The following is a 14,381-nucleotide window of genomic DNA, read 5'->3' as shown; positions in this document are numbered from 1 at the left end:
GACTTCTTGCAGAAAGATTCTTTCCTCACGCATAGACGCAAAGAAAGAGTTTAAAATTTGGACTTTTGAAAGATGTCTATTGTTTGAGCAAAACTCTTGCGTTCAGAACCAAGTTTTCTGACTCTTAAGCTTTTTAAGTCATACTCTGCACGCAAATCATCTTCTATCTCTGGCTTATCCTTCTTCATACTTCACACTTCACACTTCACACTTCACACTTCACACTTCACACTTCACACTTTATTCGTCCACGCCGGATGAGCAAATAAAGACGCAATAACTCGCACACCTCGCAGTTGATTGGATAAAGGTAAATGACCTTTCGGCGCACTCAAATCCCAAATAAAACTATTAGGATAACGTGTCCAAGTATTCCCATTTTTCCAGGCGATTTTCGTCCAGAAATTATCCCAATTTTTGCCGAGGCTTAACCAAATTTCGCGCTGTACCGAAAAGCCAAATTTTCCTTCCGAATGAACTAACCACAAATGATTAATGGTGTGTAAGTCAGTCACAGGGAAATTGTCAACTTCCGTAAAATACAGCCATTTGCGCTTGACAGCCGTTGGCCCTGCTACTTCGCACATTTTCTCAATAGTCATGCGATCGGCAGCTTGGAAGTCTTGAGCAGCAAGTAGCTGTTGTAAAGGTTTGTAATTGATCCCTGCATCTGATTTTAGAGGTACAATGCCTTCAGGAAAATTTGTTTGGAGAAATTCTCTGGCGTTTGGTGCATCAGAGTTGTAAAGGACTTGGTAAGCTTTACCATCAATCCAAGTTGCTGGGGACTCACGACGTTTCAGTAAAAATTCCCTCAACACTTCCAATCCCTCGTTACCTAATTCGGCTAACTGTGGGATGATCTGTTGTTGGACTTGAAGAGACCCAGCGATTAAGCGTTGTCTGAGGGAGTCGATGTCATTAGCAGTGCCTGATACAATCATTGGGTCTGTCATGCCATTACTCGTGTTAGCGGTCAGTGAACAAGCGATCGCTATCGTGGATTCTTGATGATGAAACACTGATAGCGAAAAGTAGTTTACTATTTTTGATCGTACAAAATTGCGTCAGTTTCACTTAATCCCCAAATGCTGTAAAAGGGGAATAGGGGGAAAATCTGCATATTTAGGGATTAGGGACTAGGATGCTCAAGGCTAGAACCTAGTCAAGATGAAGGATAAAGGCTGAAGGTGAAATTTATATTTGACACTTCACACTTCATACTTCATACTTCATACTTTTTATGTTTTTCTGGAGTGTTTGAACTATGTACGAAAAGATTACCCCCCCGACTAGTGGATCAAAAATCACCTTTAAGAATGGTGAGCCAGTTGTGCCTGACAATCCAATTATCCCGTTTATTCGGGGCGATGGCACAGGTATTGATATCTGGCCTGCTACCCAAAAGGTACTAGATGCGGCGGTAGCTAAGGCGTATCAGGGTAAACGCCAAATCAGTTGGTTTAAGATTTATGCTGGTGATGAGGCTTGTGATTTATACGGCACTTATCAGTATTTACCCGAAGATACTCTCACAGCCATTAAAGAATATGGTGTGGCTATTAAAGGGCCTTTGACCACTCCTGTAGGTGGTGGGATTCGTTCTTTAAATGTGGCATTGCGGCAAATTTTTGACTTGTATGCTTGCGTGCGTCCTTGCCGTTACTATGCTGGTACGCCTTCACCACACAAAAACCCTGAAAAGCTAGATGTCATTGTTTATCGGGAAAATACTGAAGATATATATTTGGGAATCGAATGGAAACAAGGTAGTGAAATTGGTTCACGCTTAATTTCCATCCTCAACAAAGAACTCATCCCCGCCACCCCAGAACATGGGAAAAAGCAAATCCCTCTTGATTCTGGGATCGGGATTAAACCCATCAGCAAAACTGGTTCCCAGCGTCTAGTACGTCGCGCCATCAAACACGCCTTAACTTTACCCAAACAAAAGCAACAGGTAACGCTGGTGCATAAGGGTAACATCATGAAGTACACCGAAGGCGCGTTCCGTGATTGGGGTTATGAACTAGCCACCAGCGAATTTCGTCAAGAAACAGTCACCGAACGGGAATCTTGGATTTTAAGCAACAAAGAAAAAAATCCTAACATTTCCCTAGAAGACAACGCCCGTCAAATTGACCCTGGTTTTGATGCTCTTACCCAAGAGAAAAAAGCGCAAATTGTCAAGGAAGTGGAAACAGTTCTTAACTCAATTTGGGATAGTCACGGTAACGGCAAGTGGAAAGATAAAGTCATGGTCAATGACCGCATTGCTGACAGTATTTTTCAACAAATCCAAACCAGACCAGATGAGTATTCGATTCTGGCTACAATGAACCTCAACGGCGATTATTTGTCAGATGCAGCCGCCGCCATTGTTGGTGGTTTAGGTATGGGGCCAGGCGCGAATATTGGCGATGCTTGCGCCGTTTTTGAAGCTACTCACGGTACAGCACCCAAGCACGCAGGCTTAGACAAAATTAACCCTGGTTCAGTGATTTTGTCTGGCGTGATGATGTTGGAATATCTGGGTTGGCAAGAAGCAGCCGACTTAGTTAAGAAAGGTTTAGGGGATGCGATCGCTAATGGTCAAGTCACCTACGATTTAGCAAGGTTAATGGAACCACCTGTAGAACCTCTCAAATGTTCTGAATTTGCCGACGCAATTATTCAACATTTCGGTTAATTTCCGTTAATTATTAGGATGGGAAAACCCCATCCTAAAAGGATTGATGATTTTAAATTACTAATCTTCAGCACCAGGTAATTGAATCAATTTTTCTGCAACAATTTTGGGTAATTCTTTTGATGAATAACTATAAGTCAAGAGCAACAATTCTACAGCCTTGTGCATTAATTGTTGCCTATTGACTACATCAGCTAGTTGAAATTGGTTATATGTACCGTTCATAACTTCTAAACTAGCATCTGCGATCGCATCTTCAATTACTTCCTCTTCTATTAAGCTTTCCCATTCATCTTGATTGACATAATAAGATTTTTGATTGTCTTTAATATTAATTTTTTGAATTTCTCGTACAGAGTTACGAATAGAAGCAGACCAAGAATTTGTTAGTCGCTTTTCCACTTGATTTTTAATTAAATGAATCAATAAAATCTTTAAATAAGATTGAATGTTCCTCAGTATTGCCTGTCTACTCATCCCCTCTAACTCATCAACAATCGCCAAAGCATCTTCGTAACGTCCTTGTAAAATACTATTTCTGAGGTCGGTTAATTCTTGTGTCATTTTCATTAACCTCTAAGTCATAATATTAATCATATCCTGCCCATAAGAATAGATAATTATGGTAATCACACCAATTAAAGAAAATATCTCAACAAACTATTCCCTAGAAGATTGGCTGCAAAGTCCCCCCGAAGGTACAGAATGGGTAAATGGGGAACTGCTGGAGAAACAAGAAGTGACATTGAAACACAGTCGTATACAGGCAAAAGTAGCTACTTACTGGAGAAATTACAAAGACACTAGTGGACAAGGCGGGGAGGTTTATACAGAAGCACCTTGTCTGACTAACAAACAAGGTCGTCGTCCTGATGTGGCTTATCTTACCCCAGAACTGATGCAGCAATTTGGAGAACCTGCGGTTTTACCTCAAAGTTTTCCTTTAATAGCTGAAATTATTTCCCCCACAGATTTAGCAGAAGATATGATTGCCAAATCTCAAGAATATTTGCAATCTGGTAGTGAAGAAGTTTGGTTAGTATTTCCTGAAAATAGTTGGATTATTGTAATTACTAAAAATCAGCGACTTGTATTTATTGCAGGTGAAGTAGTCAGAACTCAAACTGTACTTCCAGGTTTTAATGTCGCGGTGAACGAATTATTAGGTTAAGTCAGGTTGAGAGCAGTGAGAATTTTACTTATAATAAATACAACCCTTCAGTAGTGGATAAAATCATGGGTGAGCAACTTTTAGTCAAAGATATTGATAATTGTGACATACCAGATGCTAACCTACTAATAACTGAAGATGATACGCCAGTGGATAACCTTGCATCTGAAAAACAACAGCGCCTTTTAGTTAGTTCCCTTTATAGTTCTTTACAAAACCAAGTTTTTTTAGCCGCAGCTAATGTTGGGGTTTACCATACATATACCGAACCTGCGATCGTTCCAGATGTGTTTGTGAGTTTTGATGTTCAAACACCAGAGAATTGGTGGGAAAAAGAAAATCGCTGTTACCTTGTTTGGAAATTTGGTAAATCACCAGAACTGGTAATTGAAATTGTCTCTAATAAAAAGGGCAATGAATTAGATGAGAAACTCCAAATTTATGAAAAAATGCGAGTTGCTTATTATATTGTCTATGACCCCCAGCAAAATTTGGGAGAGCAAGTTTTAAGAATTTATACAATTAAGGGTAGACGTTATCTAGAAACGACAAATAATTGGTTAGAAGATATTGGTTTAGGCGTTACTTTGTGGACTGGCGAATTTGAAGGGAGAAATGATAGTTGGTTGCGTTGGTGTGACCAAGCTGGTAATATTTTACTGACTGGTGACGAACGCGCTCGACAAGCAGAACAACGCGCCCAAGAAGCAGAACAACGCGCCCAATTACTAGCAGAGAGATTAAAAGCTTTGGGTGTAGATCCTGATAGTATTTAACCTAAATTTAACTATAAGATTCATCTTTAATTTTTGAAATCTATGTAGGATGTGTTAGCGACAGCGTAACGCATCTACTGTAAAGTTTTTGGTGCGTTACGGCTTACGCCTAACACACCCTACGCATACTAAGTTTAACCATATTTATTTTGATATTTAAGCCATAAAGGTGATTTTTTGTAGCCTAAATCTATGACAATAAAAATTGACAACAAATTGCATAGATTTGCTGTAAAAAATTCTTATGACTCTTAACCGCAGACATTTCTTGTTTTTACTGGGTGCAGGTGCAGGTACTTTTGCATTAGATTCTTTGGCGTTGGCTGATAAATCACCTGTTAGTCAAGCACCAAGCACTACAGGCGTAATTGAACTACCACCTTTACCATACCCTTACGAAGCATTAGAACCACACATTGATGCTAAAACAATGCAGTTCCATCACGATAAGCACCATGCAGCTTATGTGAAAAACTTGAATGCTGCATTAGACAAACACCCAGAACTGAAAAACAAATCTGTTGAAGAATTGTTACGTAAACTCGGTAAAGTTCCGGCAGATATCCGCACAACAGTTCGTAATAATGGTGGTGGTCATGTCAACCACTCGATGTTTTGGAAAATTATGAAGCCGGAGGGAGGCGGAGAACCAACAGGAGAAATCGCCACTGCGATTAATCAAAATTTTGGTAATTTTGCCGCCTTTAAAAAGCAGTTTAACGAAGCTGGTGCAGCACGTTTTGGTAGTGGTTGGGTTTGGCTTGTACGTAACAAAAATGGCAAGTTAGAAATTACAACTACAGCTAATCAAGATAATCCCATCACTGAAGGTAAATATCCCATTTTCGGCAATGATGTTTGGGAACATGCCTATTATCTCAACTATCAAAACCGCCGCGCTGATTATTTAACAGCATGGTGGAATGTGGTTAACTGGGATGAGATTAACAACCGATTTGCAGCAGCAAGTAAATTTGCTTATTAAGGTTGATTTTTAAATACAAATAAGCTCAGATCCCCGACTTATTAAAGAAGTCGGGGATCTTGTTTTTTACAGAAAGATGAGGATAGGTGTAATTTTACCTCCTGACTTGAAAGTGCTGAGTGCTGAGTGCTGAGTAAAAATGCTAGTTCCACTTTCATGCTTGGCTATGACACTTGTTTCATCGGGACTGCCTTCTCCCATATCACAATCCTAATGCTTTGCGTGTACCTGGCCCGACAATCCCATCTGCTGTTAAACCTTGCTTTTGTTGAAATGCTGTTACAGCATCATCGGTAGCTGCGCCAAATATACCATCAGCTTTGAGATTAAAGCCTTTTTGATTGAGAGCGTTTTGTACAGCAAGTACATCATCTCCTCGCATTGGTGGGTCAGTCAGAAATAATAATCTTGGCTGTCCAGAAACAGAATTAGGTTGGGATAAAGCTCGCATTTCTGCTTGGATAATGGGAAATTTTGCATCCCAAGTAGCAGGATCTCTGACATTTAAGCCATCATCAATATGAACTGAATCTGCTGGTGTAAAATCTCCTCCCCAGCGCAACATCGGGTCATTACGGATGCTTTGAATAAAGTTTTGAATGCCTTGTGGCAGATTTTTTAAGTTGCTTTTATCAAGAGCATCGCTATTAAATAGCTTATCTCCTAGCATCACATTCATATCAATGCTGTGACCAACTAAATGATTTGAACGACTTGCAGGACGGACAATTGCGCCTGACACTACACCACCTTGTAAACGGGTAGAACTAGTGACATAAATTCTGATACCTGCATCAGTCGCAAATTGATCAACTTTTTCTAGTGAATCAAAAAAATCAACATCTGCTAAAAGAGGTTTCCCGATAAATCGAGGTGATTTAAATGCGTCTAATTTAGTTACCATAACTACCTTTATTTTGGTATGCACTAGTTAGTTGCTGTGAAATTCTCTATGGTGATAGAGGTTGGGATGGAGGAAGTAAGACTAGATAATTATTGATTTAGGATATTTTGCATACTTTTAGAAGTAGTCTTAAGTATAATTTTAGTTTTTTAACTTGGCAGAGCAAGTATTAAGAAATATCAAGCGATTGGCTGCGATCGCGCACACTTAAAGCAGTATCAGAAAAGTCACTAAATACGCCATCAACGCCTAAACTAAAAAATAGTTCATATTCCCCTTGGGGATTACCTTGGAAGTCTAGAGGTAGAAAGTAGTCTTCGTTGCGAAAAGTCCAGGCGTGTACTTGCAAGTTAGTAGCATGGGCATTATGTACTACAGATGTGGGCGATCGCAATTTATTGTTATTATCTCTAGGAATTAAAATATCTTTATGAATACCAATTGCTTGGGCGTATTTAGCAATCTCTTCTAAACCTGATTTTGTCACTAAGTCGGTATAGGTACGAACATCACCACTAACAACAAAATCATAAGGTTGACCAGTAAGATTGATTAACTGGACTAAAGGTAAATGAGTTTTTTGGGCTAAATATTGTAAGTTACTCACTTCAAAAGATTGAATAAAAATGGGGTCATTTTTTTCGTGATAACCGTTGGCTTGTAAGGTTTGAAGTAAAGGTTCTTCTAAACTTAAGTTTATAGACCTAAAATAAGTGGGATGTTTTGTTTCTGGATAAATACCAATATTACGACCTAATTGTTTACTATAATTTTTGACTAAATCAATAATTTCTTGGAGTGTGGGAATTTCCCACCAATCATCATAAAAAGTATTTTGCTGACGTAATTGGGGAATCCTTTCTTTGGTGCGTAATTTTTTAATTTCGGACAGAGTAAAGTCTTCTGTAAACCAACCTGTTTTGATTTCGCCATCGATGATTTTAGTCGTGCGTCGTTGAGCAAATTCGGGATGGTTAGCAATGTTAGTGGTTTCGGAAATTTCGTTTTCATGACGCGCAATTAAAACACCGTCTTGTGTGGAAACTAAATCTGGTTCAATGTAGTCTGCACCAAAATTGATTGCTAATTCGTAAGCGGCTAAAGTATGTTCTGGGCGATAGCCACTCGCGCCGCGATGAGCAATAATGATTGGTTTTTTATTCATGTGATTGTATGTGTGGTGGAAGACAAGAATTGTTTATTTCGCGCATAGACGCGATAGCGGCTTCCCGGAGGGTAGGCGCAAAGACGCAAAGAGTTATAGCCATTTTCTGTGAAGATACACTTAATTAAAAAACGAACCGCCAAGTACGCCAAGTACGCCAAGGAAGAGAAGGCTAAGAAGAAGAGTGGGAGTTTATAGAGAATATCTATTTATGGGCATTTTTTTAACAAATGTTAATATTGGTAGACGGGATGCGATCGCTTATAACTTCTTGCTGATGCCTTTTGATACCCAAGAAGATTAACCTAGAATTATCCCAACAAATAAAATTATATTTACTCAATATCGTTCTATAAGCATAATGATTCAGACTCAGCCTCAACTCAAGCGCATAGAAGAATTACGCCAGCTTTTGCAACAAGCTAGTTACGCCTATTATGTTTTAGACGCACCCATCATGGAAGATGCAGTCTATGACCAGCTATACCGCGAATTGCAACAGTTGGAAACGCAGTATCCTGAATTAGTAACGCCTGACAGTCCAACTCAGCGCGTGGGTGAAAGACCGGCGACTCATTTCACCTCAGTGCGGCATAATATCCCCTTGTATAGTCTGGAGAATGCTTTTAATATTGATGAGTTGCAAGCTTGGGATCAACGTTGGCGGCGACAACTCCCGACAACGGACGCGGTAAAATATGTCTCGGAGTTGAAAATTGATGGTTCGGCTTTGGCGCTGACTTACCAAGATGGGGTGTTAGTCAGGGGTGCAACTAGAGGTGATGGGGTTACGGGTGAAGAAATTACCCAAAATGTGCGAACAATTCGTTCTATTCCCTTGCGTTTAAACTTTGATGGGATAGAACCGATAGAAAGAATAGAGGTGCGCGGTGAAGCATTTTTACCGTTGGAAGTGTTTAAACAAATCAACGAAGAACGGCAAAAAGCAGGCGAACAGTTATTTGCCAACCCCCGCAACGCCGCCGCAGGTACACTCAGACAGTTAGACTCGCGTATTGTAGCGCGGCGACGGTTAGATTTCTTTGCCTATACGCTGCATATTCCAGGGATGGATGATGCGAGTATTGCCAATACCCAATGGGAAGCCTTGGAATTATTGCAAAAAATGGGTTTTCGGGTCAATCCCAATCATCAGCTGTGTGAGTCTTTAGCTGAAGTGGCAGAATATTACAAATATTGGGATACGGAAAGATTGAATTTACCATACATGACCGATGGTGTAGTGGTCAAACTCAATGCTTTTAAGCTGCAAGAACAGTTAGGTTTTACCCAAAAATTCCCGCGCTGGGCGGTGGCGTTGAAATACCCAGCCGAGGAAGCACCCACCCGTGTGGAAAATATTGCGGTGAATGTGGGTAGAACTGGGGCGTTAACACCGTTGGCAGAGATGCGTCCGGTACAATTGGCGGGGACAACAGTTTCTCGCGCTACCTTACATAATAGCGATCGCATTGCCCAATTAGACATCCGCATCGGTGACACTGTAATTGTTCGCAAAGCTGGGGAAATTATTCCCGAAGTGGTGCGGGTAATTAAAGAATTGCGTCCGGCTGATACTGTACCATTTGTTATGCCTAGCCATTGCCCTGTTTGCGGTCAAGAAGTGGTGCGAGAATCAGGAGAAGCCGTGACTCGTTGCGTTAATGCTTCTTGTGCAGCTATTCTCAAAGGTTCCATTGAACATTGGGTTAGCCGGGATGCTTTAGATATTAAAGGCGTGGGAGAAAAATTAGTGCATCAACTGGTAGATAAAGGTTTGGTGCATTCTGTAGCTGATTTGTATGACTTGACAGAAGCACAATTATGTAGTTTAGAAAGAATGGGGGAAAAATCGGCACAGAAATTAGTAGATGCGATCGCTCAATCAAAAAATCAACCTTGGCATCGGGTATTGTATGGTTTAGGCATCCGTCATGTGGGTAGTGTGAATGCTCAACTCATCACCGAGAAATATCCCGCCGTCGAGAAATTAGAAACCGCTAAACAATCAGACATTGCAGGTATTTATGGTATTGGTGCAGAAATCGCCCAGTCTGTTTATCAGTGGTTTCATATTGATGCCAATCAAGCTTTAATTGAAAGGTTGCGAAATACAGGTTTACAATTAGCTGCTGAAGAAACTGCAACTGTGAATGAAAGTAATCAAAAGTTTGCCGGGAAAACTTTTGTCGTCACAGGCACATTACCCACCCTAAAGCGAGATGAAGCTAAAGCACTTATCCAAAAAGCAGGCGGTAAAGTGACTGATTCTGTCAGCAAAAAAACTGATTATTTGGTAGTAGGAGAAGATGCTGGTTCTAAATTAGCCAAAGCCCAGGCTTTAGGAATTACTCAGTTAACAGAGGCGCAGTTACTCCAGATGTTAGGAGATGAATAAAAAGGAGTCAGAAGACAGAATTCAGAATACTCCACTTATAAATGAATGGAGTTTTAAATCAAATCAGAAAGTTTTATTTTGATTTCACCCACGCGAGACGAGGTTTTCCACCAATATTCATCACCCAGCGATGCACTGAGCTTGCCGAATTATCATACTGCATTCTGACTCCTGATTTCTGAATTCTTCTTGATAGACTGGGGAGATTAACTAAACTCCATCGTCTCCACAAAAGACAAAATATTATCTTTAATGTACTCAGCTTCTTCAGCGATATCATTTGGTGTTTCGCCATTTAAAAAGCTACGTTGGCTACTAACTATATATAAAAACTCGCCATTAATAAATGCCAACAATCCACGGTAAGCATCTAATCTCGTAGAACTACCGTTATTTTCTTGCTGAGACATTGTTGAACCTTTCGGCATATCAACCAAGGCGTAATATGCGCCTGCAAAAATATCTTCTAAATATTCGCCATACTTGATTTGTGAATCTGGCAGATTTGCCAAAATTGCCTGCGGCACATATTTATCTACTACAATGTTTTTTAAATATTCTGCCTGCCCTTCCGATTCTAATTCTTCTAACTGTTCTGGCGGTATGGGATAATAATCAATTCTGAGCAAAGTGCCAAAGTCATCAGAAAAACCCACCACACCTTCTTGGGTTTGAATTCTCCCTCCTTGTTCTGCGTCAACCGGAATCGGAACTGTAAAATTCCCTAAAGGCGATTCATAAACATCTTCGATATATTCAACCTCAGTTAATATCCCTTCTTCCTCCTCTAAATCTTCGGCATTTTCTCCTGCTTGAAAAGCTGCAATTATTTCTTTAGTAATTTCATCTGCTTCTTCATCTTCCAATTCCAAAGCTTCTTGCAACTTTTTCAAGAAAGGTTCCTTACTTTTGGGAATAGTGAATTCTTCTTCATCTAAAAGTGTCACCACCCCAGCCGCAAAACCATCTAATAAAACTTCTTCAGTGAGTGATTCATTAGCAGTATTAAACAACGGACTTAGCCCTTGTGATTCTGCAATATCGATGAGTTTGTCAACTATTTCTAATAGTTCATCTTCAGAATATGCTTCAAAAACCTCAAATTGCCACAAAATCCCCGCTAAACCTTCAGGATCTATTTCTTCCACCGAAGCATCAGCAAGTGCAGTTACCACCGCAATTGCCGCAACAGCTTCTTCTGGTGTTAAAGATTCTGCTAGTGTTTTTTGTGAGTTAAAAATCTTGTCATATTTAGTCATAAATGTTACCTCTTTTGCTTGCTTACCAGTTTAGTTAAAAATAGGCGATCGCCTGAATTTTTAACTCAAATCATCAATATCAAAATTTACTTGTATGGCATTCTCTAACCTTTCTTCATCCTCCAAATGAAACATCTAAATAATAATTAGTCCAGACTTACGCAATAACTCTCTAAAACTCTCTTAACTTTGTGTCCCTCTCGCCCTTTGCGGTTTATTTTTTCATAATAATTTTACGTAAGTCATGTTAGTAATACCTTTACCCAAATATTCCTAGATAATCATCACTCGCGGCTTAAATCGATGATTGGAAAATTCACTTGGGATTCTTCTCTGTCAATTTCCTCATTCATCTACTGCTAATGATTACCATAAAAAAGCAACTTATAATTTTTTTTAACAGTTCTATAAACTCTCTCATCATCAGATAAAACTGAGAAAACATAAAATTTTATTTCTCTACCTAAAAATAAAAACACTTAAAAATTAAGTGCTTTGTATCTTACAATCTTGACAATTTGAACAACACAATATTTTCCCTCAAGCCAAATTCTTATGCTTAATTTAATATTGATGCAGAAAGAACTGCTAGAACAACGATTTTTCAACCTCTAGCAAGGGAAATATATCCCACGATAGAAATATAAACTAGCTCTTGATAGATTTTCTTTACCAAGAGCGGGATGCCATAATACCGAAGTGCAAAGCAACACATTGTAAATCTTTAAATTCAAACTTTTATGGTGCAAACACCTCCATCTCAATTCTCACCAGAGCAGTACAAAGTCGATTCAGCTACAGCCGAAGTCGAAGCTCTCATCCAAACCCCACCATCAGATACAGAACTTAATTTAGAATTTCTTTACACCAGAGATATTGAATTTCGCCAAGAAACAATTTACTTTATCGTGGTCGATCGCTTTCATGATGGCGACCCCGAAAATAGCGAAGGTATTAACCCAGAATTGTACGACCCCACCGGGCAGGACTGGGGTAAATATTGGGGCGGCGACTTACAAGGTGTAATTGACAAATTAGACTATCTCAAAAATATGGGAGTTACTGCTGTTTGGTTAACTCCTTTATTTGAGCAGGTAGAAGAATTATTTGTGGGTAATGCAGCTATACATGGTTATTGGACAAAAGATTTTAAACGCATCAATCCCCGCTTTATTGGTAAAGATGAAAACCCTTCGTTAAACGAAACCCAAGAAACAAGAAATACTACCTTTGACCGCTTAATTGAAGAGTTACATAAGCGGAATATGAAGTTAGTCTTGGATATTGTTTGTAACCACAGTACCCCTGATACCAGTGGTAGTAAAGGTGAATTGTATGACGACGGCGTAAAAATTGCCGACTTCCATAACGATGAGAATAACTGGTATCACCATTACGGTGAAGTGCAGAATTGGGAAGACGAATGGCAAGTCCAGAACTGTGAATTGGCTGGTTTAGCCACCTTTAACGAAAACAACAGCGAATATCGGGAATATATTAAATCTGCAATTAAACAATGGCTAGATAGGGGCGTAGATGCCTTACGGGTAGACACTGTAAAACACATGCCCATCTGGTTTTGGCAAGAATTTACAGGTGATATGTACAATCACAGACCAGATGTGTTTATTTTTGGCGAATGGATTTATAGTGGGCCACAGGACGATCGCTCTTTGGAATTTGCCAATAATTCCGGAATGACCATGCTAGACTTTGCCTTGTGTGTTGCCATTCGCGCCGCCCTCGCCCAAGGTTCCGAAAATGGATTTCAAACAATTCAATACATTTTTGATGAAGACTACCGCTACAACGGCGCAACCGAGTTAATTACCTTCATCGATAACCACGATATGCCGCGCTTTCAATCGCTCAACCCAGACCCAGCGATGTTGAGAGTTGCGATCGCCCTAATTATGACATCCCGTGGTATTCCCTGCATTTATTACGGTACAGAACAGTATTTGCATAACGACACCGATGGCGGTAACGACCCCTACAACCGCCCCATGATGGAAAAATGGGACAACGACACCGAAATTTATCGTTACCTCCGCTTACTTTCCGGCTTGCGGCGACTCAATCCAGCCATTTCAATGGGTAGCCATTGGCAAAAATACATCACCCCCGATGTTTACTGCTACATTCGCCGTTATCGTGACTCCCTGTGCTTTGTCGCCCTCAACCGAGGCGGCGAAGTCACACTACCAGAAATCGAGACAGAACTACCCGACGGCGAACATACTTGTGTCATCACCCGCAATAAATACGAAGTCAAAGACGGCAAAATTTCCGACCTACACCTAGAAGAACGGGGAGTCATTGTCCTCAGCCACGTAGGCGATCGCATTAAAGGCCAAACCATCATTCGTGTGCAACTCAACGGCGTAAATACCCAACCAGGGGAAACCATCGTCGTCACAGGCGACTGCCCAGAATTAGGCAATTGGGATATTAGCAAAGCCTATCCCCTAGAATATATCAACGCCAATACTTGGTTTGCCGAGATTCCCTTTGATGAAAGTGCGGGCAAATTAATTAGTTATAAATATGCCTTATGGCGCGAAGGGCGATCGCCCCTGCGAGAAAACACCACCCCCCGCCGTTGGGTAGTCGCCAAAGAAGGCACAGTCAAATGGCGCGACACCTGGACAACAGGCAGAGAATCTTAGAAGTCTGAAGTTAAGAGAATAGTAGGTTGGGCGTAGCGATAGCGTAACCCAACAGGGTCTTGAGAATGTTGGGTTCCGTTCCTCCACCCAACCTTGTATATTGAGAGTCTGTCCCCCTTGTCCTCCTTGTCTCCCGTGTCCCCCGTGTCCCCCGTGTCTCCCTTGTCCTCCTTGTCCCCCTTGTCCTTTCGATTGATTTGAGCGAAAAACAGGTAGCGTTATACATTAATAAAAGCATAGAGCTTCAGACAGAACGTACTACCTCCCGCCTCGGTTGGTGAGCGTAGCGCCGCCCTGAGCTTGTCGAAGGGCCGAACCACTGCCTCCTGCCTCCTGCTTCTCACACTTGACCAACTAGGCTTGGT

The 14,381-nt window shown here is 40.7% G+C and carries 13 protein-coding genes; 6 read left to right on the top strand and 7 right to left on the bottom strand.

Annotated elements, in window-relative coordinates:
• Positions 1–50 precede the first annotated feature (50 nt).
• Both H6G28_RS11405 and H6G28_RS11400 read right to left on the bottom strand, forming a co-directional pair.
• Positions 51–188 carry a hypothetical protein gene (locus H6G28_RS11405; protein WP_190670883.1) on the bottom strand — a complete coding sequence of 46 codons (138 nt, stop codon included), beginning with the start codon at positions 186–188 and terminating at the stop codon, positions 51–53.
• 45 nt (positions 189–233) lie between these two features.
• A complete protein-coding gene (locus H6G28_RS11400) occupies positions 234–956 on the bottom strand; it encodes a GUN4 domain-containing protein (RefSeq protein ID WP_190590222.1) in 723 nt (240 codons plus the stop codon).
• A 311-nt stretch (positions 957–1,267) separates the two neighbouring features.
• Between H6G28_RS11400 and H6G28_RS11395 the strand changes: the two genes are divergently transcribed.
• Entirely contained in the window at positions 1,268–2,689 is a 1,422-nt protein-coding gene (locus H6G28_RS11395) for an NADP-dependent isocitrate dehydrogenase (RefSeq protein ID WP_190590122.1), read from the top strand.
• A 60-nt stretch (positions 2,690–2,749) separates the two neighbouring features.
• Here H6G28_RS11395 and H6G28_RS11390 read toward each other — a convergent pair whose 3' ends face one another.
• Positions 2,750–3,253 (bottom strand): DUF29 family protein, encoded by a 504-nt coding sequence (locus H6G28_RS11390; protein WP_190670824.1) that lies wholly within the window; start codon positions 3,251–3,253, stop codon positions 2,750–2,752.
• Positions 3,254–3,311: 58 nt separating this feature from the next.
• On the opposite strand from H6G28_RS11390, the gene H6G28_RS11385 reads away from it, so the two are divergent.
• The 3 genes from H6G28_RS11385 (at position 3,312) to H6G28_RS11375 (ending at position 5,621) form a co-directional block, all read left to right on the top strand.
• A complete protein-coding gene (locus H6G28_RS11385) occupies positions 3,312–3,860 on the top strand; it encodes a Uma2 family endonuclease (RefSeq protein WP_190670822.1) in 549 nt (182 codons plus the stop codon).
• Positions 3,861–3,925: 65 nt separating this feature from the next.
• Positions 3,926–4,636, top strand: a complete 711-nt coding sequence (locus tag H6G28_RS11380) for a Uma2 family endonuclease (protein ID WP_190590119.1) — start codon at positions 3,926–3,928, stop codon at positions 4,634–4,636.
• 244 nt (positions 4,637–4,880) lie between these two features.
• The gene (locus H6G28_RS11375) at positions 4,881–5,621 is read left to right on the top strand and encodes a superoxide dismutase (RefSeq protein WP_242048384.1); all 741 of its coding nucleotides are present in this window, start codon (positions 4,881–4,883) and stop codon (positions 5,619–5,621) included.
• A gap of 66 nt (positions 5,622–5,687) precedes the next feature.
• On the opposite strand, the gene H6G28_RS37350 is transcribed toward H6G28_RS11375, so the two are convergent.
• The 3 genes from H6G28_RS37350 to H6G28_RS11365 all read right to left on the bottom strand — a co-directional run bounded on the left by H6G28_RS37350 (position 5,688) and on the right by H6G28_RS11365 (position 7,690).
• A complete protein-coding gene (locus H6G28_RS37350; RefSeq protein WP_277883227.1) occupies positions 5,688–5,822 on the bottom strand; it encodes a hypothetical protein in 135 nt (44 codons plus the stop codon).
• Between the two features lies 1 nt (position 5,823).
• A complete protein-coding gene (locus H6G28_RS11370; protein ID WP_190670820.1) occupies positions 5,824–6,525 on the bottom strand; it encodes a peptidoglycan-binding domain-containing protein in 702 nt (233 codons plus the stop codon).
• A 169-nt stretch (positions 6,526–6,694) separates the two neighbouring features.
• Complete coding sequence (locus H6G28_RS11365) at positions 6,695–7,690, bottom strand: glycerophosphodiester phosphodiesterase (protein ID WP_190670818.1); 996 nt, start codon at positions 7,688–7,690, stop codon at positions 6,695–6,697.
• Between the two features lie 361 nt (positions 7,691–8,051).
• On the opposite strand from H6G28_RS11365, the gene ligA reads away from it, so the two are divergent.
• Entirely contained in the window at positions 8,052–10,088 is a 2,037-nt protein-coding gene (gene ligA, locus H6G28_RS11360) for an NAD-dependent DNA ligase LigA (protein WP_190670816.1), read from the top strand.
• Positions 10,089–10,294: 206 nt separating this feature from the next.
• Here ligA and H6G28_RS11355 read toward each other — a convergent pair whose 3' ends face one another.
• Complete coding sequence (locus H6G28_RS11355; protein WP_190590115.1) at positions 10,295–11,347, bottom strand: hypothetical protein; 1,053 nt, start codon at positions 11,345–11,347, stop codon at positions 10,295–10,297.
• Positions 11,348–12,087: 740 nt separating this feature from the next.
• On the opposite strand from H6G28_RS11355, the gene H6G28_RS11350 reads away from it, so the two are divergent.
• The gene (locus tag H6G28_RS11350) at positions 12,088–14,016 is read left to right on the top strand and encodes an alpha-amylase family glycosyl hydrolase (RefSeq protein ID WP_190670814.1); all 1,929 of its coding nucleotides are present in this window, start codon (positions 12,088–12,090) and stop codon (positions 14,014–14,016) included.
• The last annotated feature ends 365 nt before the right edge of the window (positions 14,017–14,381 follow it).

Origin of the sequence: Nostoc sp. FACHB-190, from assembly GCF_014696905.1 — a bacterium.
GTDB lineage: Bacteria > Cyanobacteriota > Cyanobacteriia > Cyanobacteriales > Nostocaceae > Nostoc_B.
This window is presented reverse-complemented; position numbering and strand designations above follow the sequence as displayed.

Excerpts from the sequence above, each read along its gene's own strand:
- H6G28_RS11405 (WP_190670883.1), bottom strand. The coding sequence starts at position 188 with ATGAAGAAGGATAAGCCAGAGATAGAAGATGATTTGCGTGCAGAGTAT.
- H6G28_RS11400 (WP_190590222.1), bottom strand. The coding sequence starts at position 956 with ATGACAGACCCAATGATTGTATCAGGCACTGCTAATGACATCGACTCC.
- H6G28_RS11395 (WP_190590122.1), top strand. The coding sequence starts at position 1,268 with ATGTACGAAAAGATTACCCCCCCGACTAGTGGATCAAAAATCACCTTT.
- H6G28_RS11390 (WP_190670824.1), bottom strand. The coding sequence starts at position 3,253 with ATGACACAAGAATTAACCGACCTCAGAAATAGTATTTTACAAGGACGT.
- H6G28_RS11385 (WP_190670822.1), top strand. The coding sequence starts at position 3,312 with ATGGTAATCACACCAATTAAAGAAAATATCTCAACAAACTATTCCCTA.
- H6G28_RS11380 (WP_190590119.1), top strand. The coding sequence starts at position 3,926 with ATGGGTGAGCAACTTTTAGTCAAAGATATTGATAATTGTGACATACCA.
- H6G28_RS11375 (WP_242048384.1), top strand. The coding sequence starts at position 4,881 with ATGACTCTTAACCGCAGACATTTCTTGTTTTTACTGGGTGCAGGTGCA.
- H6G28_RS37350 (WP_277883227.1), bottom strand. The coding sequence starts at position 5,822 with ATGGGAGAAGGCAGTCCCGATGAAACAAGTGTCATAGCCAAGCATGAA.
- H6G28_RS11370 (WP_190670820.1), bottom strand. The coding sequence starts at position 6,525 with ATGGTAACTAAATTAGACGCATTTAAATCACCTCGATTTATCGGGAAA.
- H6G28_RS11365 (WP_190670818.1), bottom strand. The coding sequence starts at position 7,690 with ATGAATAAAAAACCAATCATTATTGCTCATCGCGGCGCGAGTGGCTAT.
- ligA (WP_190670816.1), top strand. The coding sequence starts at position 8,052 with ATGATTCAGACTCAGCCTCAACTCAAGCGCATAGAAGAATTACGCCAG.
- H6G28_RS11355 (WP_190590115.1), bottom strand. The coding sequence starts at position 11,347 with ATGACTAAATATGACAAGATTTTTAACTCACAAAAAACACTAGCAGAA.
- H6G28_RS11350 (WP_190670814.1), top strand. The coding sequence starts at position 12,088 with ATGGTGCAAACACCTCCATCTCAATTCTCACCAGAGCAGTACAAAGTC.